The sequence below is a fragment of the Paraburkholderia sp. BR10923 genome (assembly GCF_040948765.1).
Lineage (GTDB): Bacteria > Pseudomonadota > Gammaproteobacteria > Burkholderiales > Burkholderiaceae > Paraburkholderia > Paraburkholderia youngii.
On record NZ_JBFPKO010000002.1, the window covers coordinates 431942 to 456968 of the forward strand.

Below are 25027 nucleotides of genomic sequence, written 5' to 3' on the forward strand. Positions count from 1 at the left end.
TAGACAACTCAAGAAGCGTCGCGCTTGCGCGGCGCTTTTTTTCATTCTGTGCTCCGATCATCTTGTCTCTTTCCACTCGCAAAAAAGGCTGCGCGCTGACGCGCCAGGAGTCCCGATGAACTTTCGACGCTCCGCTCTTCGGGCCATGTTCATTCGTCACGAGAAGGTGCGATACAGCGGCCGTCCGGCGGCGATGGCCGCTGGTGCCGCTTTCGCCATTGCTTTGCTCGGCGGTGGCCCGGGCAATGCGCTTGCCGCGCCGGCTCGCGCCACGAGCGCGCCGGATACCGCTTCCGCTGGCAGTTCCACTACCGCTGTCGTCGTCGCCGCGGGCGCGCAGTACACCGTACACGCAGGGCAGTCGCTGAACGATGTCGCGATCGCTATTACTCAGTCGCATGACCGCGCGGTTCTCGCGCGCGCGACGCGCGCATTGTTCGACACGAATCCGGCTGCGTTCATGAATCACGATCCGAGCCGCATGCGTGTGGGCGCGGTGTTGATTGTGCCGGCTCTCGATGCGTCGGGGGCCTTGGCGGCTTCGTCGACTGGGGCCGCGGCGGGGGCGTCCGAGTCCACGGCGGCTGTGCCCGCTTCCGCGCCGACGGCGGCACCCGCCGAGGCTGCGGCCAGCACGGCGAGTGCGGCCAGCGCCGCAGCTCAAGCGACGACGCCAGCCGCATCCGAGGTCTCTGGCGCGGCCAGCGCGGCGGTATCGACTGGCGCGGCGGCGGGCGGCTTGGCTTCGTCCGCGCCATTGGCCGGTTCGGGGCCCGTGGCGGCGAGTGGCACGCAGGAATGGACCGGATCGATTCAATCGGCGGCGAGCGCGCCTGCCGGGCAAGCGCCGTCGGCGGCAACCGCTACTGCACCGGCGGCCACAGCCGCGCAAGCGGCTTCGCAGCCGCGTCAGCAGGTGTCGAGTCTGCAGCAACTGCTGGCGCTGAAAAACCGTGTGCTGATGGAATTGCAGAAACACGGTATCGGCGGGGTGCCGGTCGCTTCGGGCCCGAAGCCGACGAGCGCTGCGCAGCTCGCAGCGGCAGGTTCAGCGGCGACAGTGCCCGTGGCGCCGCAGCACGCGAATGCGGCGACGTCGCCGTCGAATGAGGGCGGCCTGTCTCCGCGCAATTTGAGCATCGCGGCGGCGGTGGGTGCGGCATTGGTCGTTCTGCTCGCGGCTCTGCGCATGGGTCGCCGCAAGCGCGAAAAGGAGGCTGCGGCGCGGGCTGCCGAGACGACTGATACCGCAGTGGCGGGATCGGCGGATAACGCCGATTCGCACGATGGCAGCGCGGTGGCAGGGCAGGCAGCGGTCACGGAAGCATCGGGCGCGCAAGATCAGGAGCTTGCGCGGCAGGCTGCTGCGGCGGCAGCGGCGGAGCATGCGGCTGCGGAGCGTGAGGCAGCCGAGCGGGCAGCGGCAGAAAGCGCGGCGGCAGAACGTGCAGAGGCCGAGCAGGCCGCTGCGGAAAGAGCCGCAGCCGAACAGGCCGCAGAGGAGCGAGCAGCAGCAGAGCGAGCAGCAGCAGAGCGAGCAGCAGCCGAGGAACATGCCGCGGCCGAACGCGTGGCAGCGGAACGCGCAGCAGCCGAACAAGCAGCAGCCGAACAAGCAGCAGCCGAACAAGCAGCAGCCGAACAAGCAGCAGCCGAACAGGCAGCAGCCGAACAGGCAGCGGCACGCGTCGCCGCCGAACATGTGGAGGCGGAACGCACAGCAGCAGCGCGCATCGCAGCCGAGCGCGCCGCAGAGGAACCGGCGACACAGCATGCAGGCACGCCCGAACCCACCGCACCGACGGCGCCACTCGCCGGCATCCCGCCGTCCAGCGAAAGCGAGCCGTCCACTGAGCCTCCATCGCTCGCACCGGCCACCGACGAGACGCTGCGCTCCGCGGCCACGGCCGCCAATCTCGCCGCCGCGGCAGAACTCGGCGCCGACGCGTTGCCGCTGGGGCCGCTCGAACCGGCCATCGGTGCAACGCAGGACGACGAGAACGCGCATCGCGTGCAATGGGACGAGGAATCCACAGAAAGCCCGACCGCACCGCACACCGCGACGGCTGAACCGCAGTCTCCCCTGAACGTTCCACCCCCAGTGATCGATTTCACGCAACACCAGATCGAACCGCGCGCTACCACGTCGCTCGGTCAGCCGTTAGGCGACATCCCCGTGCCGACGCAACCCGCGCCGTCCGCGCCGACCGACTTCCCGCGCGACGCCGTCCACGCATTCGGCAGCCTGAACATGCCGCTGCCGCCGCGCATCGAAGTGCCCACCGTCGGCGAAGCGGTGCCGTCCACGTCGCTGTCGACGCAACCGGTCGCATCGCCCGACACGACCGCGCAGCAGGCCTTCGGCGTCCACGGCGCGGACGACGACGCGCCGCACATCGCCGACCAAATCGCCGCCGGCACAGCGGGTCACGGCGCCGTCGCGGGTCTCGGCGCGGCTGGCTTCGGCGCGCTGAAGCTCGACTTCGACCTCGAGTTGCCGCCGAGCCCGGCCCAGCCGCTGCCGGCCTTCACGCCGGCCGATCTCGCCCGCATCGCGCGCAACAAGCTGGAGTTGGCCTCCGAGTACATCGAGCTCGGCGATCTGGGGGGCGCCCGCGCGCTCATCAACGAAGTGATCGAAGCGAACGATCCAGCCACGCGCACCGAAGCCCGCGCGTTGCTTTCGACCCTCGCGCCGCTGTCGTGAAGCGCATCGCATTAGGCGTCCAGTACGACGGCGCCGCGTTCGCTGGATGGCAGTCGCAGCCGCACGGCAACACGGTTCAGGACGAACTCGAACGGGCGCTGCGCGAATTCACGCGCACGCCCGTGCACACGGTGGTCGCCGGCCGCACTGACCGCGGCGTGCATGGCTTGGGCCAGGTCGTACATTTCGACACCGAACTCGACCGGGTCGATATCTCCTGGGTGCGCGGCCCGAACGCGTTTCTGCCGAAGACGATCGGAGTGCAATGGGCCAAGCCGATGCCCGAAGACTTTCACGCGCGGTTTTCGGCATTCGAGCGGACCTATTACTACGTGCTGTACGTCAGTCCGGTTCGCTCACCGATGCTCACGACCCGCGCCGGCTGGGTGCACACGCCACTCGACGTCGAAGCGATGCGCTCGGCCGCGGAGCATCTGATCGGCGAGCACGACTTTTCGGCTTTTCGTTCGTCGCAATGCCAGTCGAAGACGCCGTTCAAGCATCTGTACCAGATCGACGTCAAACGACAAGGGAACTTCGTGCATTTCCGCTTTCGCGCGAACGCCTTCCTGCATCACATGGTGCGCAACGTGATGGGCTGTCTGATCGAAATCGGCAGCGGCCGCCGCCCGGCCGCGTGGATGGCCGACGTGCTCGCGAGCCGCAGCCGCGACTGCGCGGCGCCGACCTTCATGCCCGACGGCCTGTATCTCGCGCAAGTGGGCTATCCTGAGCAATTCGGCGTGCCCGACCCGGTGACGGGCAGCGTGCCGTGGAGCAGCGTATGGACCGAGCAACCGGAAACATGAAAGCAGAAGAGACCCCCGCCACCCAGGCCCACGCCACCGCCTTGCAAAGCGTGCCGCATCGTACGCGCATCAAGCTGTGCGGACTGTCGAAGCCCGCCGACATCGCACACGCGATCGACCTCGGCGCCGACGCGATCGGCCTGGTGTTCTATCCGCCGAGCGCGCGCTCGGTGAGCGTCGCGCAAGCGGTCGAACTCGTGCACGACGTGCCGCCGTTCGTGTCGGTCGTCGGTCTGTTCGTCAACGCGACGCCGGACTGGATCCAGGAAGTCGCGAGCAATGTGAACCTGACGATGTTGCAGTTCCACGGCGACGAGACGCCGGACCAGTGCGAGACGCTCGCCGGAGTTGCGGGTTTGCCTTGGTTGCGTGCGCTGCGGGTCGCGGCGGATACTCGACCGGCCGATTTGGTAAAATCGGCGTTCAACTATTCAGCAGCCAGTGGTCTTCTGTTCGACACCCATGTCGAAGGCTACGGCGGCGGCGGGAAGGTTTTCGATTGGTCACTTATTCCAGCAGAGCTCGCGCATCGGGCCGTTTTGAGTGGTGGGTTGAACACGCAAAACGTCAGTGATGCGATCCATCGCGTGCGCCCGTACGCGGTCGATGTCTCGAGCGGCATCGAAGTGCCGGGCGCCCGGGGCGTGAAAGATCACGCCCGGATGGCGGCGTTCGTACGCGCGGTGCGCGCCGCGGACGCTGAATGATTCAGGCTCGCGGGCGCTTTCCGAGGAAAGCCGCGAGCCATCCTGAGAAGAGTGATCACCATGTACAACTTGCCTGACGAAAGAGGCCACTTCGGCCAGTTTGGCGGCGTGTTCGTAGCCGAAACGCTGTTTTCCGCACTCGACGAGTTGCGCGAAGCGTACGAGAAATATCAGAAAGACCCGGAATTCGTAGCCGAATACGAGCGCGAACTGAAGTATTTCGTGGGCCGCCCGTCCCCGATTTATCACGCACAGCGCTGGAGCGAATTGCTCGGCGGCGCGCAGGTTTATCTGAAGCGTGAAGACCTGAATCACACCGGCGCGCACAAGATCAACAACGTGATCGGCCAGGCGCTGCTCGCCAAGCGCATGGGCAAGCCGCGCGTGATCGCGGAAACCGGTGCCGGTCAGCACGGCGTGGCCACGGCGACGATCTGCGCGCGCTTCGGCATGGAGTGCGTCGTCTACATGGGCGCCGAGGACGTACGCCGCCAGGCCGCCAACGTGTACCGCATGAAACTGCTCGGCGCGACCGTCGTGCCGGTCGAATCGGGTTCGCGCACGCTGAAGGATGCGCTGAACGAAGCGATGCGCGACTGGGTCACCAACGTCGAAAATACGTTCTACATCATCGGCACGGTTGCGGGTCCGCATCCGTATCCGATGATGGTGCGCGACTTCCAGCGTGTAATCGGCGACGAATGCCGCGTGCAAATGCCCGAACTCGCCGGGCGCCAGCCGGATGCCGTCATCGCATGTGTTGGCGGCGGTTCGAATGCAATGGGTATCTTTTATCCGTACATCGACGACAAATCCGTGCAGTTGATTGGTGTCGAAGCGGCGGGCGACGGCATCGAAACGGGTCGCCACGCGGCTTCGCTGATCGGCGGCAGCCCCGGGGTGTTGCACGGCAACCGTACGTATCTGCTGCAGGATGAAGACGGCCAGATCATCGAGACGCATTCGGTATCGGCAGGTCTCGACTATCCGGGCGTCGGCCCCGAGCACGCGTGGCTAAAAGAGAGCAACCGCGCGCAATACGTCGGCATCACCGACGAAGAAGCGTTGAAGGCGTTCCACGACTGCTGCCGCATCGAGGGTATTATTCCTGCGCTGGAGTCGAGCCACGCGCTCGCGTACGCCACGAAGCTCGCGCCGACCTTGTCGAAAGACAAGATCCTGCTGGTCAACCTGTCGGGCCGCGGCGACAAGGACATGCACACGGTCGCCGAGCGATCGGGTATCCAGTTCTGAGCCGCGGCGATGCGCGACGAGTTCGACGAGCCGCAGCCGGCGATTGAAACCACGAATCCGGCCGCCGAAGCACCGGCGGCCGCGGCATCTGCACCGCTGCTTGCGCAAGTGCCGGCCGGCATTCAGCTGTTGAACCGCGATTTTCTGACCGATGTAGCGAACATTCCCGACGGGTCGATCGACCTAATCGTCTGCGATCCGCCATACGGGCTGGGGAAGGACTATGGCAACGACTCAGACATGCGCACGGGCGAGGAATTTCTCGTCTGGACGCGTGGCTGGCTCGAGCGGGCTGTCCCGAAGCTCAAGCCGTCGGGTTCGCTCTACATTTTCTGCACCTGGCAATACGCGCCGGAAATCTTCAGTTTCCTGAAGACGAAACTCGTGATGGTCAACGAAATCATCTGGGACCGGCGCGTGCCGAGTATGGGCGGCACCACGCGCCGCTTCACGTCGGTGCATGACAACATCGGTTTTTTCGCGGTGTCGAAGGACTATTTCTTCGATCTCGATCCCGTCCGCATCCCGTACGATGCAGTCACGAAGAAGGCGCGTTCGCGAAAGTTGTTCGAAGGAAGCAAGTGGTTGGAGCTTGGCTATAATCCGAAGGATGTCTGGTCGGTCTCGCGTCTGCATCGGCAACATGCCGAGCGCGTCGCCCATCCGACCCAGAAACCTCTGGAAATCGTCGAGCGGATGGTGCTGTCCAGCTGCCCGAAGGGCGGCCGCGTGCTCGACCCGTTCATGGGCAGCGGCACCACCGCAGTCGCTTGCGTCCGTCATCAGCGCGAATTCGTCGGCTATGAGATCAACGAGAGCTATTGCGCGATAGCGCGCGAGCGCGTCAGCGCCGCCGCTACGCCTGCTGCGCCGCGTCGGACCCGAGCGAAGCCGAAAATGCAGCCGTCGACCGAAGTGCAGTGAAAAGCGCAAAATGTGCCGCTAATTTCGCTTAAAGATGTGCGGCGATGAGCGCGCAGTAGCCCTAATTCGAGAATACTTCCATGTCCCGTATCAAGAACACATTCGCCGCGCTGTCCGCCCAAGGTAAGAAAGGCTTGATCCCGTTCATGACCGCTGGCGATCCGGACCCGGCTCGCACGGTCGAATTCATGCACGCGCTCGCCGCCGGCGGCGCCGATGTGATTGAACTCGGCGTGCCGTTTTCCGATCCGATGGCCGACGGTCCGGTGATCCAGCAGTCGTCCGAACGTGCGCTCGCAAAGGGCGTGTCGCTGCGTCACGTGCTGGCCGACGTCCAGCGTTTCCGCGAAACCGACGACAAAACCCCCGTGGTGCTGATGGGCTATGCGAACCCGATCGAGCGGATGGGCGCCGAGGCATTCGCGAAAGCCGCGAAGGAAGCCGGTGTCGACGGCGTGCTGGTGGTCGATTATCCGCCTGAAGAATGCGCTAACTTCGCTGAACAGATGCAGTCTGCTGGTATCGATCCGATCTTTTTGCTCGCGCCGACCTCAACCGATGAACGTATCGCCGAAGTCGGCCGTATCGCCAGTGGCTACGTCTACTATGTGTCGCTGAAAGGGGTCACCGGCGCCGCAAATCTGGACGTTTCCAGCATCGCGAGTAAAATCCCGGCCATCAAGTCGCGCGTCCCCCTGCCAGTGGGCGTCGGTTTCGGCATTCGCGACGCACAAACGGCGCGTGCGGTGGGTGAGGTGGCCGATGCCGTCGTGATCGGCAGCCGTATCGTTCAATTGCTCGAACAGGCAGCGCCCGACGCCGCTGCCGAGACGCTCAAGCGTTTCGTTGCCGAAGTGCGCGAGGCGCTCGATAGCGTCGCGACTGCCCGATAACAGTTATTTTTGTCGCGGTAACGTGAGCGGCGGGCTCGTCCCGCCGTTTGCGCGACTGCTGACCCAGAAGGATTCCCTATGAGCTGGCTCGATAAGCTGCTGCCGCCAAAAATCAAACAAACCGACCCGAAGAACCGCAAGGGAATTCCGGAAGGCCTGTGGATCAAGTGCCCGTCGTGCGAAGCCGTGCTGTATCGCAACGACGTGGAGGCCAATCTGCATGTTTGCCCGAAGTGCGACCATCACATGCGCATCGGCGCGCGTGAGCGGCTCGACAGCCTGCTCGATCCGGAAGGCCGCTACGAAATCGGCCAGGAAATCGTTCCGGTCGACGCGCTGAAGTTCAAAGATAGCCGCAAGTATCCCGAGCGCATCAAAGAGGCGATGGACGAAACCGACGAGACCGATGCAATGGTCGTGATGGGCGGCGCGATTCACACGCTGCCGGTCGTCGTGGCGAACTTCGAGTTCTCGTTCATGGGCGGCTCGATGGGGTCGGTGGTCGGCGAGCGTTTCGCGCGCGGCGCACAGAACGCCCTCGAACAGAAAGTGCCGTTCATCTGCTTCACCGCTTCGGGCGGTGCGCGGATGCAGGAAAGCCTGCTGTCGCTAATGCAGATGGCGAAGACCACCGCGATGCTCACGAAGCTGGCCGAAGCCAAGCTGCCGTTCATCTCGGTGCTGACCGACCCGACGATGGGCGGCGTGTCCGCGAGTTTCGCGTTCCTCGGCGACGTCGTGATCGCCGAGCCCAAGGCGCTGATCGGCTTTGCCGGCCCGCGCGTGATCGAACAGACGGTGCGCGAGAAACTGCCGGAAGGGTTCCAGCGCGCCGAGTTCCTGCTGCAAAAGGGCGCGATCGACATGATCGTCGATCGTCGCAAGCTGCGCGAAGAGATAGCGCAATTGCTGGCGCTGTTGAGCCATCAGCCGGCGGACGCGGTCGCGTAAGAACCGGGCACCGAAGCAATCAAGAAAATGGCGCGCCGCGTGAGCAATCAAGCGGCGCGCTGTCATTTCCGGGATAATTACGGTCGCCTGCGATGCCGTTTCGCGGTTTATGCGCACAAACCCGGTCTCCACCCATGACCGGCGACCCGCGACCCGGACCGCAACCGCCTGACCAGCACTCTTCGCAGCACTGCAGAACCGAACTACCGCGACTCACTCAAGATTCACCCGATGACGACATTCCCCACCCTCGACGCGTGGCTCACGCACCTTGAATCCGCGCATCCGGTCGGCATCGACATGGGTTTGAGCCGCATCTCCCAGGTACGCGATGCGATGCAGCTGTCGTTCGCGTGCCCGATCATCACGGTCGGCGGCACGAACGGCAAAGGCTCGACGTGCGCGATTCTCGAAGCGATTCTGCTGCGCGCGGGCTACACCGTCGGTTGCCACACGTCGCCGCATCTGCTGTCGTTCAACGAGCGCGCGCGCATCAACGGCGCAATGGCGAGCGACGCAGATCTGCTGCCGCACTTCAAAGCGGTCGAAGCCGCGCGCCAGAGCCTGGCCAAACCGGTTTCGCTGACCTACTTCGAATTTACGACGCTCGCGATCATGAGCCTGTTCGCGTCGCGCGGCCTCGACGCGGTGATTTTCGAGGTCGGCCTCGGCGGGCGTCTCGACGCGGTCAATATCCTCGATACCGACTGCGCGATCATCACCAGCATCGACATCGATCACACCGACTATCTCGGCGACACGCGCGAGAAAATCGCCTTCGAAAAGGCCGGTATCTTCCGCCCCGGCAAGCCGGCAATCTGCGCGGACCCGGTGCCGCCGCAATCGCTGATCGATCACGCGGAAAAGATCGGCGCGCAATTGTGGCTGTTCGGCCGAGACTTCCGTTACGAAGGCCAAGCCGGCAGCGAGCGTCAGCAGTGGAGCTACGTCGGACCGACGCTGCGGCGCTCGGCGCTCGCCTATCCGTCGCTGCGCGGCGCGAATCAGCTGATCAACACGTCGGCGGCGCTGGCCGGGCTCGAAGCATTGCGCGACCGTCTGCCGGTGTCGGCGCAGGACATCCGGCTCGGCATCGCCAACGTCGATTTGCCGGGCCGTTTCCAGGTGCTGCCGGGCAAGCCGTCCATCGTGCTCGATGTCGGCCACAACCCGCATGCCGCCGCGGTGCTTGGGCAGAATCTCGGCAACATGGGCTTTTTTCCGTACACGTACGCCGTGTTCGGTGCGATGCGCGACAAGGACATCGCCGGCGTGCTCAGTCATCTGAAAGGCGAGATCGATCACTGGTGCGTGACCGATCTGCCGACCCCGCGCGCCGCGTCCGCGCAAGAGCTGGAAACCGCGTTGCGCGAGCTGGGCGTGGACGACAGCGAGGACAGCAGCGTCACGCGTTACGCGACGCCGGCAGAGGCTTTCCAGGACGCGCTAAAACGTGCGTCAGAGAATGATAGAATCGTGGTTTTCGGCAGTTTCTATACGGTAGCGGGTGTGATGGCCTACCGGAAATCGCAGCAACACTGAGCGGGCGCCAGGCTCGAACCAAGCGATTCATGGGAATTTTCTCGTTCGGCAAGAAAGACGACGCGCCTAGCCGGCGCGGCGCAAACACCAGTTCCAATCGGGCCGCCCGCGGTGAGCGCGTCGAGCGGCGTACCCGCCGCACCGAGCGCACCGTCGACGCAGATGCAATGCTGCTCGACCCCACGCTGCCGGAAAAGCAGCGCGCGCGCCGCCGGCTCGTCGGCGCAATCGCACTGGTCGTCGCGGCGGTAATTATTCTGCCGATGGTGCTGGATTCGCACCCGAAGCCCGTCACCGACGACATCTCGATCGACATTCCTAGCCGGCCCGCGCCGAGGCTCTCCAGATCCACCGCCAACGAAGACGTGCAAGCTGGCGTCGCGCCGGACAATCCGCCGGCCGCCGACAGCGGCATCGCCGCGTCCAGCCTCGCGCCGGCAGCGACCGCGGCATCCGCGGCGACAACGGCGGCGGCCCCGGCCTCTGCCGCGAAACCAACGCAATCGACTCAATCGACCGCAGCGAAACAGGGCACGGCCTCGTCCGTCGCCACCGGCACCGTTACCGCCGCGACGCCGAAGCCAGCCGCGAAGCCGCAAACGCAGTCACTTGCTGCCAACACCACTCCCGCCGCGCCCGCCAAACAGACGAAGCCACCCGCCGCCGCGCCGTCGGTATCGACTGACGACGACGCGAATCCGGCCACCGCCAGCGCCGACGCGAACTCCGGCACGCCGGCCTCGCCGCCGGGCAACCGTTTCGCGGTGCAGCTCGGCGCCTTCTCGAACGAAGCGAATGCGCGCAATTGGGCCGCGAAGTTGAAAGCGGCGGGCGTGCCCACATATACCGAGCACCGGAAGCAAGCCGACGGTTCGACGCTGACATTGCTGCGTGCGGGCCCGTTCGCCGACCGCGCCGCGGCCACCGCCGCTGTCGCGAAGGTCCGCGAGGCGGGCCTCGTGTCGGGCTCGAACGGCGGCAGCGCACAGTAAGCGAGCGATGTTCACTGCCTTCGACTACGCTGTAATGGCGGTGATCGGTTTGTCGGCGCTGCGAGGCGCCTGGCGCGGTTTGCTGTCGGAAGTGTTTGGTTTGATCGGCTGGGTCGCGGCGTTTTTCGTCGCCTGCGAGTTCGTCGGCTACGTGGTCCCGTACATCCCGTCCACCTGGCCGGGCGGCGCGTTGACGCAGTGGCTGCTGGCTTTTTCGCTCGTGGTGATCGGCGTAGTGCTGGTCGCGAGCGTGGTGAGCGCGCTGCTCAGCCGTCTCGTGCAGGTCACGGGCCTAGGCGGTGCGGACCGCTCGCTCGGTTTGATGTTCGGCCTCGTCCGCGGGGTCGTTCTGGTGCTGATTCTGGTCGCCCTCGCAGGCTTGACCGAACTGCCCAAACAGGAATTCTGGCGCAATGCGCTGCTTCGTCCATATGCGGTTGCGGGCGTACGCGCAATGAAACCGCTGCTCCCCGAGGCGCTCGCCGCTTACGTCCATGTGGACGATCTGGGCGCCCCGAGCAACGCGCAACAGGACTCCGGCGCATACCGGCTGCCATGACGGCGTAGCGCGTCCCGTCGCATCGAAGCGCGGGCGCGAGCATAGGCACCGGTCGCCATCACGAATTTTGTACCTTTGAAGGACATGCCATGTGCGGCATCGTAGGCGTAGTTTCCCACTCCCCGGTCAACCAGCTGATCTATGACAGCCTGCTGCTGCTGCAGCATCGCGGTCAGGACGCCGCCGGCATCGCGACGGCGAACGGCAGCAATTTCCACATGCACAAGGCCAACGGCATGGTGCGCGACGTGTTCCGCACGCGCAACATGCGTAGCCTGCCGGGCACGACCGGCATCGGCCAGGTGCGTTACCCGACCGCCGGTTCGGCGTCGAGCGAAGAAGAGGCACAGCCGTTCTACGTGAACGCGCCGTTCGGCATCATCCTCGCGCACAACGGCAACCTGACCAACTGGCAGCAGCTGAAAGATGAGATGTTCCGCATCGATCGCCGCCACGTGAACACCAATTCCGATACCGAAGTGCTGCTCAACGTGTTCGCGCACGAATTGCAACTGTCGAGTTCGGGTCTGCAACTCGATCCGGCCGCACTGTTCAAGGCGGTATCGGGCGTGCATCGGCGGGTGCGCGGTTCTTATGCGATCGTCGCGCTGATCGCCGGCTACGGTCTGCTCGGCGTCCGCGACCCGTTCGGAATTCGCCCTCTGTGCCTCGGCAAGCTGGAAACGGCTGAAGGCGTCGAGTGGATGCTGGCGTCGGAATCGGTGGCGATCGAAGGCATTGGTTTCGAATTCGTGCGCGACGTGCAGCCGGGCGAGGCGGTTTTCATCGACGCGGAAGGCCAACTGCATTCGCAGCAGTGCGCGACGGCTCCGAGCCTGAACCCCTGCATCTTCGAACTCGTGTATCTGGCGCGTCCGGATTCGGTGCTCGACGGCGTGCCGGTCTACAACGTGCGTCTGCGCATGGGTGACTACCTCGCCGAGAAGATCAAGCGCGAGCTGCCCGACGTCGCGATCGACGTCGTCATGCCGATTCCCGACTCGTCGCGCCCGGCCGCAATGCAGGTCGCGAAGAAGCTCGGCGTCGAGTATCGCGAGGGCTTCTTCAAGAACCGCTATGTGGGCCGTACCTTTATTATGCCGGGCCAGGCGGTGCGCAAGAAGTCGGTGCGCCAGAAGCTGAACGCGATGAACATCGAGTTCAAGGGCAAGAACGTGCTGATCGTCGACGACTCGATCGTGCGCGGCACGACGTCGCATGAAATCGTGCAGATGGCGCGCGATGCGGGCGCGAACAAGGTGATTTTCGCGTCGGCGGCGCCGCCGGTGAAATTCCCGAACGTCTACGGCATCGACATGCCGACGCGCGGCGAACTGGTCGCGCACGGCCGCTCCGACGAGGAAGTCGCGCGCATGATCGGCGCGGATCACCTCGTGTACCAGGACGTCGACGCGCTGAAGCAGGCGGTGCGCGATATCAACCCGGCGCTGAAGGCGTTCGAGGCTTCGTGCTTCGACGGCAACTACGTGACCGGCGACATCACGACCGAGTACCTCGACCGCATCGAAAGCGCGCGTCTCGCGCCGTCGTCGCAATCGGATCGCGATGCCGCGAGCGAAGCGATCGACGGTGGCGGCCCGGCGCGTTCGCAGCTGCATCTGCAACTGTCGGTGGGTTGAGCGCACACACCGCACCTTTCCGCACACGAAGCCCGCTTATGCCGACGCAAAGCGGGCTTTTTTGTTGCTGCCTCATTTAGCCGCCGAGGCAGCGACCGACTCCTGGAGACCAGACCCAACATGGACGACTCCCTGAACCTCGATTTCGACACGCTGGCCGTCCGCTCGGGCACCGCGCGCAGCGACTTCAACGAGCACTCGGAAGCGATCTTTCTGACCTCGAGCTTCGTCTTCGCGAGCGCCGCGGAAGCCGCCGAGCGCTTCAGGAACTCCGAAGACTATTTCACGTACTCGCGCTTCTCGAATCCGACCGTCTCGATGTTCCAGGACCGGCTGGCCGCGCTCGAAGGCGGCGAGGCCTGTATCGCGACGGCGTCGGGGATGGCCGCGATCATGTCGGTCGTGATGTCGACGTTGCAGGCGGGCGACCACCTCGTGAGCTCGCGGGCGCTGTTCGGCTCGACGCTCGGCATGTTCTCGCAGATCTTCAGCAAGTTCGGCATCACGACTACGTTCGTCGATCCGACCGATTTGAACGCGTGGAACGAAGCGGTGCGTCCCGCAACGAAGATGTTCTTCCTCGAAACGCCTTCCAACCCGCTGACCGAGGTTTCGGATATCGAAGCGATCGGCAGGATCGCGAAGGCCGCGAATGCGCTGTTCGTCGTCGATAACTGCTTCTGCAGCCCGGCGTTGCAGCAGCCGCTGAAACTGGGCGCGGACGTCGTCATGCATTCGGCGACCAAGTTCCTCGACGGCCAGGGCCGTGTGCTCGGCGGCGCGCTGGTCGGTTCGAAGCAATTCATCATGGAAAAGGTGTTTCCGTTCGTGCGCAGTGCCGGGCCGACGCTGTCCGCGTTCAACGCGTGGGTACTGTTGAAAGGCATGGAAACGCTGTCGCTGCGTGTCGAAAAGCAGTCGGCGAATGCGCTCGAAATCGCGCGCTGGCTCGACTCGCATCCGGCCGTCGATCGCGTGTTCTATCCGGGACTCGAATCGCATCCGCAGCATGCGCTCGCGATGCGTCAGCAGAAGTCGGGCGGCGCGATCGTGTCGTTCGAACTGAAGGGCGACACGCCCGAACAGATGCGTGCGAACGCATGGCGCGTGATCGACGGCACGAAGGTCTGTTCGATCACCGGCAACCTGGGCGACACGCGTACGACGATCACGCATCCGGCCACGACCACGCACGGCCGCATCACGCCCGAAGCGCGCGCGGCGGCGGGCATCAGCGAAGGTCTGATCCGGCTTGCGGTGGGGCTCGAAAACGCGGGAGATATCCGTGCGGATCTGCAGCGTGGGTTAAAAGGCTGACAGGAGCTTCGCCGCCCTCAGTGCCGCAGCGCGCGCCACTGCCCGGGCGCCAGCCCAAAACGCCGCGTAAATGCGTGCGTGTAAGCGCTCTGATCGCCGAAGCCGATGTCGAGCGCGATATCGGTCAACGAAAGACGCGGGTCCGCGAGCAGCGTGATCGACGTGTCGAGCCGCAGCCGCTGCAAATAGCGATGCGGTGTCTCGCCGAACGCATCGGTAAACAGTTGGTGAAAACGCCGCATGCCGAAGCCGCAGTGCGCGGCGAGGTCGGCGATCTTCAGCGGCTCGGACAGATGCGCGCGCAGCCAGCGGTCGATGCGCGCGAAATCGAGCCGAACGCCTTCGCTCTGCGCACCGGCGAGCGCCCCGGAATCGACGACCAGCGCGGCGCCCAGACGTGCGGCGGCATCCCAATGGAAGCGACGATGACCGAAGGCATCGTCTTGCGCTTCGCCCGCGCCGCCCGCCGCATGCGCGGCAATCGTGTGCACGAGTTGCGCGAGCGCTGGATCGACAGCCACGGCTCGCGCGCGCTCGAACAGCCGCTCGGGCACCGCCAGCGACGTCGCGGGCAAATCGAGTACGAGCTGCCGGTTGGTGCCGACGCCCGAATATTCGTGCCGCGCGCCGGCCGGGATCAGCCATGCGGAGCCGGCGTCGATCTGCTCCGCGACGCCGTTCACCGCCATCACCATCGCGCCGTCGAGCCCCAGCACGACCTGGTGGAAGTCGTGCACGTCCGACGCTTCGATCGCGCCATAGCAGCGCAGCGAAACGTTAGGGGCGGTGACGGCGGCGTGGCTCATAACAGCACTTAGGTGCAGCTCAGACTGCGAGCAGTTCGACTTCGAACACGAGCGTCGCGTTCGGCGGAATCACGCCGCCCGCGCCGCGCACGCCGTAGCCGAGTTGCGGCGGAATGGTCAGCTTGCGCTTGCCGCCGACCTTCATGCCTTGCACGCCTTCGTCCCAGCCCTTGATGACCATGCCGCCGCCCAGCACGAACGCGAACGGGTCATTGCGGTCCTTGCTCGAATCGAACTTCTGGCCGTCGGTCAGCCAGCCCGTGTAGTGCACGGTCACGGTCTTGCCGGCGACGGCTTCGGCGCCGGTGCCTTCCACGAGGTCTTCGTACTTCAGGCCGGATTCGGTCGTCACAGTCGACATGCGTTGCTCCTCAGATCAAAAAACGTAAAAGCGACATTGTAGGCGCGTTGACGCCGATCGCCGAATCTTGCCGGTTTCGCGCATGGCATGCGGATTGCGGCGCGCCTTGCGGTTCGGCCCGGACTGGTCGGTCGAAACGGGATGCCTATAATGAGGCTTCCCCCCATCATCCAGCACTGCCTGAGAGGACTCGATCGTGACTACGTCACCCACCGGGACTGCTGGCGCCCAGCCGGCGTCGGCCGGCTTCGTCATCTCCGAACGCAGCGCGCTGCTGCGCGCGGAAACCGCGTTGTTCATGCGCGATCATGTGCTGTCGCTGGTGTCGCACGACCTGCGCGGTCCGTTGAATGCGATTCATAGCTGGGCCTACGTGCTCGAGCGCAAGCTCGACGCGAACGATCCCAACTCGCAGCGCGCGATCACCGGCATTCGCAGCGGCGTCGATCAGCAGGTGAAGCTGCTCGAGACGATCGTCGATACGACGCGCGCCGAAACGAAATCGCTCGCGCTCACGTATGAACCTTTTCCGCTGCATCCGCTGCTCGCCGAAACCGTCGAGGAAGTCCGCGCCGGCCTCGCCCGCGCGCGCGGCGTCGAAGTGCGGCTCGACTCGCAGATCGCCACCGAGCAACTGAACGGCGACCGCGCTCGTCTCGCCGCCGCGCTGTGGCTGATGCTGACGTTCGGCGTCGAAGCGAGCGCGCGGGGCGCCGAGGTCGCACTGGCCGCGCGCGCGGACAACGGCACATGGCATGCGAGCGTCGCGTACGAACCGAACGAGGCCGCGTTGAACGACGCGGCGCTGCCGCACGTGCTCGAAGCGTTCGCCCGCAAGCAGGCGGGCGAGCCGCGCGAGGCGAAGCGCATCGCGTGGGTGTTCGCGTTGTGCAAGCGCGTCGCGGAGGCGCATGGCGGCAGCTTCGAGCAAAGCGATTCGACGGAAGCGGGCAGCGTCACCGCGACGCCCGCCACGCTCGTGCTGCGCGTGCCGTTCAGCGCGGCGGTGTCGAAATGAGCGTCGCGCGCGAATGCGTTCGCGCCCAATAAAGATTTCATAGAGCTTTCAACCCTATACTGACAACTTTTGTTGCCGGAGCCCGTCGCTTTGATACAGGTTGTCGCCCTCATCGGTGCAATGTTTCTGGTTGCACTCAATGGCTTTTTCGTCGCTGCCGAATTCGGTCTGGTCAAACTGCGGCAGACCCGCGTGCAAAGCCTCGCCACCCAGCATGGCATGCGCGGCCGTCTGCTCGCGAAGGTGCACGGACAGCTCGACGCATATCTGTCGGCGTGTCAGCTCGGCATCACGCTAGCGTCGCTCGGGCTCGGCTGGATCGGCGAGCCGGCTTTCGCGCAACTGCTGATGCCCCTCTTCTCGTTGATTGGCGTCGAGTCCGAGAGGCTGATCAACGGCATTTCGCTGTTCTTCGCGTTTTCGTGCATTTCGTTCCTGCATATCGTGGTCGGCGAGCTCGCGCCGAAGTCTCTGGCGATCCGCGAGGCGGAGAAAATTTCGCTGTGGGCCGCAACACCGCTGTACGGTTTCTACTGGGCGATGTACCCCGCCATCTGGTTGCTCAACACGAGCGCGAACACGGTGCTGAAGGCCGCGGGCCTCGATACCGACCACGGCCACGACTCGCATTACTCGACCGAGGAACTCAAGCTGATCCTGCGCGGCCGCCGCGCGAACGTCGCGAGCGAACTCGGTTCGTCGACCGGCGCGTACAGCCAGGACGAATGGAACACGATCGCGCATTCGCTCGACTTCTCGCGTATGACCGTATCGGATCTGATGCGGCCGTCGCATGAAATGGTCTGCCTGCGGCGCGATCTGCCGCTGCGCGAGAACATGCAGGTGGTCGCGCGGCACCGCTTCAGCCGCTATCCGCTGTTCGAGGATGCCTCGGGCGAACGCGTGGCCGGCATGATCCATCTGAAGGACCTGCTGCTCGCGCGTCAGGCGGGCAGCACGCTCGAAGACCTGTCGCGCTACGTGCGCCCCGTACAGTACGTGAAACCGGACATGCCGGCGCTCGAACTGTTCCGGCGCTTTCGCAAAGGCGCGCCGCACTTCGCGCTGGTCGGCCACAAGAACGAAAAACCGATCGGCTTCCTGACGCTCGACAACCTGCTCGGCGCGCTGGTCGGACAGATCCACGACGAGTTTCGCCAGGGCGACGCCGACTGGACCCGCATGGACGACGGCACGCTGATGGGCAAGGGCAGCTTGCCGGTGGTGTCGCTCGAACGGGCGCTGGGTATCGACATCGACGAGGGCAAGGCCGAGTCCGTGGGCGGCCTCGTGATCCAGGCCCTCAACGATCTGCCCGGCGAAGGGCAGCGCGTCGAATTCGAAGACTTCGACGTGGTGGTCAAGAAGATGAAGGGACCGCGCATCGTGCTGGTGCGCGTGTATCCGAAGGTGTTCGACGACGAGGGCGGTTAAGGCCCGAGCCGACCCGAAGCCTCAACCCTGTTCATCCGCCTCAGCTTCGAGGCACCCCATCCTCCACCAGCACCGCGACCGGCATCGCGGCGAGCGCGTCGCGCAGATACAGCAGCGCGTGATCGTCGACTTTCGGCGCGGCGGGGCTCAGCCAGTCGAACAGCGCGCGCGCCGACAGATCGGGCGGCATTTCGATGGCCGTATCCGCCCATTGCGCGGATTCGACGAGCGGCAGATCGGCATCGTCGCCAAGCAAGCCCGTAGCCAACCGGCTGGCGATCACTACGGCCCACGCATTGCCGTGGCGCCGCGCAAACGCGATCACATTCGACGCATGCGCGCCGCGCACCGTGAGCGGCAGATACGTGCCCTGACTCAGCAACTCCGGCAGATGCGTGCGCAGCGCCAGCACGCGTTGGATCACCGCGAGCTTCACGCGTCCGTCGCGCCAGTCCGCGAGGAATTCCGACGGCGGAGTTTGCGCTTGGGGCAGCCACGCCTCGCGTTGCGCGAAATCGACGGGCCGCCGATTGTCCGGATCGACGAGGCTGAAGTCCCACAGCTCGGTGCCTTGGTAAAGATCGGGGATTCCGGGTGACGCAAGACGCAGCACCGTCTGCTGCAGACTGTTGAGCGCGCCCGCGCGGCCAATCCGCTCGACGAACGCCGACAGCTCCTTTAGAAAGGCGTCGCGCCGCTGCGGCGCGAGGATGCCGAACAGGAACTCGCGGCAGCCGGCTTCGTAGGCTTCGTCGGGGGCGAGCCAGCTGGTTTGCAGTTTCGCCTCGCGCAGCTCCTTCAACTGCCATTGCGCGACGCGTTCGGCCAGCTTCTTGACGCCGGCTTCGTCGTCGGCACGCAGATCGGGCGGCCAACAACCCACCAGCGTCTGGTACAGCATATCCTCGGCGGCGGGGCCGGGAGCCCATGCGTCGCTCTTGTCCTGGCTCACGCTGCTGATCGGCGTGCCGTCGAGCGCGCGACGCTGCGGCGCGTTCAACGTCGACCATGCACGCAGCGTCGCGCCCCATTCGTCGGCGATCTCACTCAACACCGCGAGCCGCGCGCGCACGTCTTCACCGCGCTTGTGATCGTGCGTGGCGGTCGCCAGCATCGCATGCGGAAAACGTTGCGCGCGCTCGAGATTGCCCGCGTGAAACTGCTCGACCGACAGCGCGAACTCGCCCGGGTCGGAGCCCACTTCGTTGCGCGACAGCAGACGGCCATAGCGATAGCAGGCGGTGTCTTCGATCGCCTTGGCGGCGAGCGGCGCGGTCAGCTGCGAAAACAGCGTTTGCGCGCTGCGCCGGGACGATCCCGCATGCGGCGGCGCGCCGCCGCCTTGCGCCTGCTGCTGCGACTGCGCGCCGGGCCGCGCGGGCGGCGCCTCTTCTGCGCTGCCGCCGAGCCATGCATTCACGCGCTCGAGCGCCGCGTCGTCCGAGCGCGGCAGCGAAGCGCGCGCGCCCGCGAGCGCCTGCTCGAAATAGACGTTGTCGGCGGCGCTGCGCAGTCCGCCCAGCGGATACATGCGGTACACGGGGAAATGCACGACCAGTTCGGTCAGCACGCGGCGCAGCGCCGGGTACGTGAAGTCGCGCGTGCTCAGCGAATCGCGTGCGATCCGATGCAGCGCGCGCGCCGCGCGGTCCAGTTCCGCCGAGAAGTTTTCCGCGAGAATCTTGCGCCGTGCCGCGTGCGCTTCATCGGCGAAGCGCGCGCTGCGGCCGGTCAGTTCGGCCCACGTGTTGGCGAGCGGCTCGGCGCCGGCCGGATCGTGCAGCAGCGCGCCGACGTCGCGCATGAAGTCGTAGCCGGTCGTACCGTCGACGGGCCAGTCGTCGCGCAACGGCTCGCCGCGGCCGAGAATCTTTTCGACCACCACGTACGGCGCGGTGTCGCGCAACTCGCTGAGCCGCTGGCGCAAACGCTGGCAGTATTCGCGCGGCTCGGCGAGCCCGTCGATATGATCGATCCGCAAGCCGTCGATGAGCCCTTCGCGATAGAGGCGAAAGATCAGCGCATGCACCGCCTCGAACACCTCGGGCCGCTCGACGCGCACGGCGGCGAGCGTCGAAATGTCGAAGAAGCGCCGCCAGTTCACTTCGTCGGAGGCGGTGCGCCACCACGCGAGCCGGAAATGCTGCCGCTCGATCAGCCGATGCAGCCGGTCGCGCGTGACCGGATCTGCTGGCGCGTAAGTCTCCAGCACGAACTCGATCGCCGACGCGCCTTCGCGCGCGACGAACTCGCGCAGCGCGTCACGCGCCTCGGCGGCGCGCGGCTGATCGGCGGGCTGCGTCGTGAGTCCGTGAAAGCGATTGGCGAGCGCGCTCAGATCGGCGCGGTCGGCGCCTTGCAGGATCGCCGCGTAATCGACCGGGCAGACCGGGAACACGTGCGGGCCGTAGCCGATATAAAAGCGACCGCTGTCGGCGGCGAAATGCAGCGCGATGCGGCCCGCCACCAGTTCATCGCCGTACGACGCCCCGAGCGTCGGCAGCAGCACCTTGCCGCGCAGCGCGGGATCGGGCGAATGCCAGTCGACGTCGAAATGACGCGCAAACGCGCTGTGGCGGCCCCATTCGAGGATATCGAGCCACCACGCGTTGCTCGAACCGCCGACGCCCATATGATTCGGCACGATGTCGACGATGAGCCCCATGCCGTGCGCGCGCAGCTTGTCGACGAGGCGCTTCAAGCCCGCCTCGCCGCCGTATTCGGCGCTGACCTGGGTGTAGTCGACGGTGTCGTAGCCGTGCATCGAGCCGGGCTCGGCCGTCGTGATCGGCGACGCGTACAGATGGCTGATGCCGAGCGCGGCGAAGTATTCGACGTGGCGCACGGCGTCGTCGAACGTGAAGCCCCGATGGAACTGGAGGCGCAGTGTGGAGCGTGGGACGGTCATGGCGTGTCGGGCTCCGCGGAAGTGTTCGGTGAAGGCGCGGCGGCGCGGCGAGCGCCGTCGACGGCCAGCAGGCGGTCGGTGAAGACGGGGTCGTCGAACATCGCGTCGATGGGCAGCGCCATGCGGCGGCGCCAGTTCGGATGTTCGTCGATCGAGCCCGGCAGATTCGGCTGCTCGGCAAGCGCGAGCAGGTCTTCGAGCGGGAACGTGACGAGCGGCCCGGGCGTCGCGGCGACGAATGCGAGCGCTTCGTCGACCGGCGGGTTGTCGGCGTCGGGCGGCGCGACGCCGGGTGCGGCCACGCCCGCTCGCTGGAACGCGCGCCACAAGTCGGCGCGCTGCTGCGCGCGCTCTTCGAGCGCCGCGTCTTCGGGGTCGCGGCCGTCGGCGCGCGCCATCGTCTGGCCGATGCGGTTGCGCCACATGATGTCGCTGCCGCGCCACCAGCCGGCGACTGTCGGCAAATCGTGCGTGGTCGTCGTGCCGACCGCATAGCGGTCCCAATCGGCCGGCGCCTTGAAGCCGTGGCCGTCGGGCGCGCCTTCGAACCACAGCACGCGAATCCCTTCGATGCCGTGCTCGTCGAGCCGCTCGCGAAAACCGGACGGCACGGTGCCGAGATCCTCGCCGATCACGATCGCGCGATGCCGCCACGATTCGAGCGCGATCAGCCGCAGCAGGTCTTCGAGCGGATAGCGCAGATACGCGCCGTTGCGCGCGCTTTCGCCTTCGGGCACGAGCCACAGACGCCGCAAGCCGAGAATGTGGTCGATGCGGATGCCGCCGGCATGCGCGAACGCCGCGCGCAGCATGTCGATGAACGCGGCGAAGCCTTGCGTGCGCATCGCGCGCGGCGAAAAGGTGGTGAGTCCCCACGACTGGCCGGCCTGGTTGAACAGATCGGGTGGCGCGCCGACCGACACGCCCTGCAGCATGTCGTCGGGGTAGGACCATGCATGACTGCCGGCGCTGTCGCAACCCACCGCGAGATCGGCGATCAGGCCGACCGCCATGCCGGCTTCGCGCGCGGTGTGCTGCGCGTGCAACAGGCCGCGCGATGCCAGCCACTGCAGGAACAGATGAAAATCGACCTCGTTGCGATGCGCGGCGGCGAACGCGTCGACTTCGGGGCTGCGCGGGTCGCGCAACGCGTCGGGCCAGTTGCGCCAATGGCCGTCGCCGCCTTGCGCGAGTTGCGCGGCTTGCAGCGCTTCGAAGCGCGCGTGATCTTCGAGTGCGCGCCCCGCGCGTTCGCAGAAGCCGTGAAATTCGAGTGCGCGCGGCGAGTGCTGCGGGCGCTCGTTCGCGTTGAACTGCTCGTACAGCGCGCGCAATATCGTGAGTTTCAACGCTGTCGCGTGCGGCCAGTCGATCAGCGGCAGGTCTTCGTATTTCGACGATGCATTGCCGGCCTGCGCCAATGCCGATGCGCACGCGTGGGCGCCGAACACCGCCGCCGGATCGATATGTGTGACGTTGAGCCACAAACGCGACGACGGTGCGTACGGGCTGAAGCGCTCGGGCTGTGCGCTGAACATTGCGTGGGTCGGACTGACGGCGAGCGCGTGCGCGCCGCGCTGCGCGCCGTGCCGTGCAAGCTGCGCGAGCGCCGTGTAATCGCCGATGCCGCCATCGCCGACGCGACGCAAGCCATACAGTTGCGCAGCGATGCCCCATAGTGGCGGCATGGGCGGCGAGACGTCGCCGTCGCCATCGCCGCCGTGCAGCGTGCGCCATGCGTCGGCGACGGTGTAGCAGCGCGGCGGCGCGACCGCGAGCGTCATGCGCTGATCGTTGATCACGAGCGTGTGATAGCCGGCTTCGTCGATCGGCGCGAGCAGCGCTTCCTCGCCTTTCGGCGCGGTGAAGCGGCCGTCGATGATCGCGCCGCTCTCCAGCTCGATCCGGTAATGGCTGCCCGATTTGACCGCGGCCGCCGGCAGCGCGATGCCACGCCCGATCACCGCGGTCATCAGCGGCGGCAGCCTGCGGCCCGATAGTTCGGCCTCCAGAGCAGCGGCGCTGTGGCGGATATCGGTGGCGTTGCCGCACGGCAGACCCATGCGTTCGAGCAGCGTGCCGAGTGTTTTTTCAGGCACGTGCTGCATGTTGTGGTGCGCGTCCTGCCACTCCACCTCGAAGCCTGCGCGGGTGGCGAGCGCGGCGAGCCGGTCGTTGGGGCGTCGGGTCGTCACGCGCGCTGCTCCTCGTGCGACGCGATGCGCGCATCATGGCGGCTCGCGAATTCGTTGATGTCGCCGGTCAGCCATGCGATGCACGCATCAGCGGGCAATACCCGCGCGTCGGCCTGCTCGCGCGCGCGTGGCGGCGTTTCGAAAACAATCTTGCCGGCGGGGATGTCGTCGAATGCGACGTTCTGTTGCGACAGATTCAGCGCGATCGACAGCGTCTCGCCATCACCGAGTTTCCAACGCGCGACCAGCGCGTTCGCGTCGCCGCCACCTGCGTCGCGCAGCACGGTCGCGCCGCACGCCTTCGTATGTTTCAGGCGCGGCGTGATCAGCTTCGCGCGCACGGCGAGCGCGGACTTGTAGTAGTGCATCCAGTCGAGCCGATCCGGTGTCGGCTTCGCATCGGGCGCGGGTGGCGACGACGCGGCGAAGGTCTGGGCATCGTTCGGATCTGGAATCTGCGCGCGGCTTTTCTCGTCGCTGAACGCGGCGAAGCGCGCGAATTCACGGCGTCGCCCTTCGCGCACGGCATCGGCGAGAGCGCCGGTGTAATCGGTGAAAAACAGGAACGGTTGCGTCGAGCCGTATTCTTCGTCCATGAACAGCAGCGGAATCTGCGGCGACAGCAACAGCAACGCGGTCGCGGCGCGCAGCGCGTCGTCCGAGGTCAGCTTGCGCAGACGTTCGCCGAACGCACGGTTGCCGATCTGATCGTGGTTCTGCAAAAACATCACGAACGACGTGGGCGGCAGATGCGCACTCGCTTCGCCACGCGGTGCACCATCGTGCAGCGGCGACGGCTCGCCCTGATACGCGAAGCCTTCGGACAGCACGCGCGCGAGCCGGCGAATCGGTTCGCTCGCATACGCGTGGTAATAGCCTTCGGTTTCGCCGGTCAGCAGCACGTGCAGCGTGTTGTGCGCGTCGTCGTTCCATTGCGCGTCGAAATGCGCGTCGAGCAGGCTCGCGTTGTTGTGCTCGTTTTCGAGCACCAGATGCACGTGGCGGCCATGCTGCACGCGCGCGCGGATATGGTCCGACAGCTCGCGCAGCCATGCGGGGTTGTCGATCGCATGCACCGCGTCGAAGCGCAGTCCGTCGAAGCGGTACTCGTTGATCCAGTAGACCGCGTTGTCGGTGAAGAAGTCACTGACTTCGCTGCGCTCGAAGTCGATCGCGGGGCCCCATGGCGTGTTCACGCCCGCGCGGAAAAACGGCTCCGCGTAAGTATGCAGATAGTTGCCGTCCGGTCCGAAGTGGTTGTAGACGACATCGAGAAACACCATCAGGCCGACACCATGCGCGGCGTCGATCAGTGCCTTCAGTTCTTCGGGACGGCCGTAGGCGGAGTCGGGCGCGTACGGCAGCACGCCGTCGTAACCCCAGTTGTGACCGCCGGGAAAGTCGTTCAACGGCATCAGTTCGATTGCGGTGACGCCGAGCGCGGCGAACTCGGGCAGGCGTTTTTGCACGCCCGCATAGCCGCCCATTGCACCGACGTGCAATTCGTACAGTACCGTTTCTTCCCAGGGCCGGCCGTGCCACTCGGTGTGTTCCCAGTAGTACGCGCGCGGATCGATGACCTCGCTCGGGCCATGCACGTCCCGCGGCTGGAATCGCGAGGCCGGATCGGGCACTGTCTGCTTGCCGTCGAGCTGGAACCGATACAGCGTGCCCGCGCCGCTCTCCACGGTGGCCTCGAACCAGCCGTTGCCGGTCGGCTCCATGTCGTGCGTGCCTTGCGCGTGCCCGCTTTCGATGACCACCTGCACGCTGTTGCACGACGGTGCCCAAAAACGGAACCGCGTGCGCGGTCGCGTGCCGCTCGCGCCGATCAACTGCGCGCTGAACGGCAGGCAGTGCGCGTGATGATGCGTGTGAGGATCAATCGGACTATCGGACATGTCTTCACCATTCGACTCTGCAAACGCGCCTGGATAGCAAGGTGACGCGACGCAAGCATTGCGTCGCAACATTCTTGCCACCCCGGCTGCGTTGCGATTTGTCCACGCT

19 protein-coding genes are annotated in these 25027 nt (G+C 65.8%); 14 read left to right on the forward strand and 5 right to left on the reverse strand.

What is annotated here, in order from left to right; translation table 11 throughout:
* Positions 1-115: 115 nt before the first annotated feature.
* The 12 genes from AB3X94_RS05400 to AB3X94_RS05455 all read left to right on the forward strand — a co-directional run bounded on the left by AB3X94_RS05400 (position 116) and on the right by AB3X94_RS05455 (position 14295).
* Positions 116-2707, forward strand: a complete 2592-nt coding sequence (locus tag AB3X94_RS05400; RefSeq protein WP_368610954.1) for a FimV/HubP family polar landmark protein — start codon at positions 116-118, stop codon at positions 2705-2707.
* Positions 2704-3516 carry a tRNA pseudouridine(38-40) synthase TruA gene (gene truA, locus AB3X94_RS05405; RefSeq protein WP_368610955.1) on the forward strand — a complete coding sequence of 271 codons (813 nt, stop codon included), beginning with the start codon at positions 2704-2706 and terminating at the stop codon, positions 3514-3516. The genes AB3X94_RS05400 and truA overlap by 4 nt, the downstream gene beginning before the upstream one ends.
* Positions 3513-4223, forward strand: a complete 711-nt coding sequence (locus tag AB3X94_RS05410) for a phosphoribosylanthranilate isomerase (protein ID WP_176107172.1) — start codon at positions 3513-3515, stop codon at positions 4221-4223. Before truA ends, AB3X94_RS05410 begins: the two co-directional genes overlap by 4 nt.
* A gap of 60 nt (positions 4224-4283) precedes the next feature.
* Positions 4284-5477, forward strand: a complete 1194-nt coding sequence (gene trpB / locus AB3X94_RS05415) for a tryptophan synthase subunit beta (RefSeq protein ID WP_013092943.1) — start codon at positions 4284-4286, stop codon at positions 5475-5477.
* Between the two features lie 9 nt (positions 5478-5486).
* Positions 5487-6401: a site-specific DNA-methyltransferase gene (locus AB3X94_RS05420; protein ID WP_368610956.1), complete on the forward strand. Its 915-nt coding sequence runs from the start codon at positions 5487-5489 to the stop codon at positions 6399-6401.
* Positions 6402-6481: 80 nt separating this feature from the next.
* A complete protein-coding gene (gene trpA, locus AB3X94_RS05425) occupies positions 6482-7294 on the forward strand; it encodes a tryptophan synthase subunit alpha (protein WP_368610957.1) in 813 nt (270 codons plus the stop codon).
* Between the two features lie 78 nt (positions 7295-7372).
* Positions 7373-8245 (forward strand): acetyl-CoA carboxylase, carboxyltransferase subunit beta, encoded by an 873-nt coding sequence (gene accD, locus AB3X94_RS05430; protein WP_013092946.1) that lies wholly within the window; start codon positions 7373-7375, stop codon positions 8243-8245.
* A 231-nt stretch (positions 8246-8476) separates the two neighbouring features.
* Positions 8477-9787 carry a bifunctional tetrahydrofolate synthase/dihydrofolate synthase gene (gene folC / locus AB3X94_RS05435; RefSeq protein WP_368610958.1) on the forward strand — a complete coding sequence of 437 codons (1311 nt, stop codon included), beginning with the start codon at positions 8477-8479 and terminating at the stop codon, positions 9785-9787.
* 29 nt (positions 9788-9816) lie between these two features.
* Positions 9817-10779 carry an SPOR domain-containing protein gene (locus tag AB3X94_RS05440; RefSeq protein WP_368610959.1) on the forward strand — a complete coding sequence of 321 codons (963 nt, stop codon included), beginning with the start codon at positions 9817-9819 and terminating at the stop codon, positions 10777-10779.
* Positions 10780-10786: 7 nt separating this feature from the next.
* Positions 10787-11338, forward strand: a complete 552-nt coding sequence (locus AB3X94_RS05445) for a CvpA family protein (RefSeq protein WP_176107178.1) — start codon at positions 10787-10789, stop codon at positions 11336-11338.
* 89 nt (positions 11339-11427) lie between these two features.
* The gene (purF, locus tag AB3X94_RS05450; protein WP_176107179.1) at positions 11428-12978 is read left to right on the forward strand and encodes an amidophosphoribosyltransferase; all 1551 of its coding nucleotides are present in this window, start codon (positions 11428-11430) and stop codon (positions 12976-12978) included.
* A 120-nt stretch (positions 12979-13098) separates the two neighbouring features.
* Entirely contained in the window at positions 13099-14295 is a 1197-nt protein-coding gene (locus tag AB3X94_RS05455; RefSeq protein WP_368610960.1) for an O-succinylhomoserine sulfhydrylase, read from the forward strand.
* 17 nt (positions 14296-14312) lie between these two features.
* On the opposite strand, the gene AB3X94_RS05460 is transcribed toward AB3X94_RS05455, so the two are convergent.
* Positions 14313-15101 carry an AraC family transcriptional regulator gene (locus AB3X94_RS05460; protein ID WP_176107181.1) on the reverse strand — a complete coding sequence of 263 codons (789 nt, stop codon included), beginning with the start codon at positions 15099-15101 and terminating at the stop codon, positions 14313-14315.
* 19 nt (positions 15102-15120) lie between these two features.
* A complete protein-coding gene (locus tag AB3X94_RS05465; protein ID WP_176107182.1) occupies positions 15121-15462 on the reverse strand; it encodes an FKBP-type peptidyl-prolyl cis-trans isomerase in 342 nt (113 codons plus the stop codon).
* Between the two features lie 196 nt (positions 15463-15658).
* Here AB3X94_RS05465 and AB3X94_RS05470 point away from each other — a divergent pair, with 196 nt between their 5' ends.
* Together AB3X94_RS05470 and AB3X94_RS05475 are read left to right on the forward strand one after the other, a co-directional pair.
* Entirely contained in the window at positions 15659-16480 is an 822-nt protein-coding gene (locus tag AB3X94_RS05470) for a sensor histidine kinase (RefSeq protein WP_368610961.1), read from the forward strand.
* Between the two features lie 90 nt (positions 16481-16570).
* Entirely contained in the window at positions 16571-17914 is a 1344-nt protein-coding gene (locus AB3X94_RS05475; protein WP_368610962.1) for a hemolysin family protein, read from the forward strand.
* Between the two features lie 40 nt (positions 17915-17954).
* Here AB3X94_RS05475 and treY read toward each other — a convergent pair whose 3' ends face one another.
* Genes treY through treZ form a run of 3 tightly spaced genes read right to left on the reverse strand, consistent with a single transcriptional unit; the run spans position 17955 to position 24918 of the window.
* Positions 17955-20822 carry a malto-oligosyltrehalose synthase gene (treY, locus tag AB3X94_RS05480; RefSeq protein ID WP_368610963.1) on the reverse strand — a complete coding sequence of 956 codons (2868 nt, stop codon included), beginning with the start codon at positions 20820-20822 and terminating at the stop codon, positions 17955-17957.
* A complete protein-coding gene (malQ, locus tag AB3X94_RS05485; protein WP_368610964.1) occupies positions 20819-23017 on the reverse strand; it encodes a 4-alpha-glucanotransferase in 2199 nt (732 codons plus the stop codon). The genes treY and malQ overlap by 4 nt, the downstream gene beginning before the upstream one ends.
* Positions 23014-24918, reverse strand: a complete 1905-nt coding sequence (gene treZ, locus AB3X94_RS05490) for a malto-oligosyltrehalose trehalohydrolase (protein ID WP_368610965.1) — start codon at positions 24916-24918, stop codon at positions 23014-23016. Before treZ ends, malQ begins: the two co-directional genes overlap by 4 nt.
* Positions 24919-25027: the final 109 nt, after the last annotated feature.

Bases quoted from the DNA above. Each gene is read 5' to 3' on its own strand.
- AB3X94_RS05400 (WP_368610954.1), top strand. From the start codon at position 116: ATGAACTTTCGACGCTCCGCTCTTCGGGCCATGTTCATTCGTCACGAG.
- AB3X94_RS05410 (WP_176107172.1), top strand. From the start codon at position 3,513: ATGAAAGCAGAAGAGACCCCCGCCACCCAGGCCCACGCCACCGCCTTG.
- trpB (WP_013092943.1), top strand. From the start codon at position 4,284: ATGTACAACTTGCCTGACGAAAGAGGCCACTTCGGCCAGTTTGGCGGC.
- AB3X94_RS05420 (WP_368610956.1), top strand. From the start codon at position 5,487: ATGCGCGACGAGTTCGACGAGCCGCAGCCGGCGATTGAAACCACGAAT.
- trpA (WP_368610957.1), top strand. From the start codon at position 6,482: ATGTCCCGTATCAAGAACACATTCGCCGCGCTGTCCGCCCAAGGTAAG.
- accD (WP_013092946.1), top strand. From the start codon at position 7,373: ATGAGCTGGCTCGATAAGCTGCTGCCGCCAAAAATCAAACAAACCGAC.
- folC (WP_368610958.1), top strand. From the start codon at position 8,477: ATGACGACATTCCCCACCCTCGACGCGTGGCTCACGCACCTTGAATCC.
- AB3X94_RS05440 (WP_368610959.1), top strand. From the start codon at position 9,817: ATGGGAATTTTCTCGTTCGGCAAGAAAGACGACGCGCCTAGCCGGCGC.
- AB3X94_RS05445 (WP_176107178.1), top strand. From the start codon at position 10,787: ATGTTCACTGCCTTCGACTACGCTGTAATGGCGGTGATCGGTTTGTCG.
- purF (WP_176107179.1), top strand. From the start codon at position 11,428: ATGTGCGGCATCGTAGGCGTAGTTTCCCACTCCCCGGTCAACCAGCTG.
- AB3X94_RS05455 (WP_368610960.1), top strand. From the start codon at position 13,099: ATGGACGACTCCCTGAACCTCGATTTCGACACGCTGGCCGTCCGCTCG.
- AB3X94_RS05460 (WP_176107181.1), bottom strand. From the start codon at position 15,101: ATGAGCCACGCCGCCGTCACCGCCCCTAACGTTTCGCTGCGCTGCTAT.
- AB3X94_RS05465 (WP_176107182.1), bottom strand. From the start codon at position 15,462: ATGTCGACTGTGACGACCGAATCCGGCCTGAAGTACGAAGACCTCGTG.
- treY (WP_368610963.1), bottom strand. From the start codon at position 20,822: ATGACCGTCCCACGCTCCACACTGCGCCTCCAGTTCCATCGGGGCTTC.
- treZ (WP_368610965.1), bottom strand. From the start codon at position 24,918: ATGTCCGATAGTCCGATTGATCCTCACACGCATCATCACGCGCACTGC.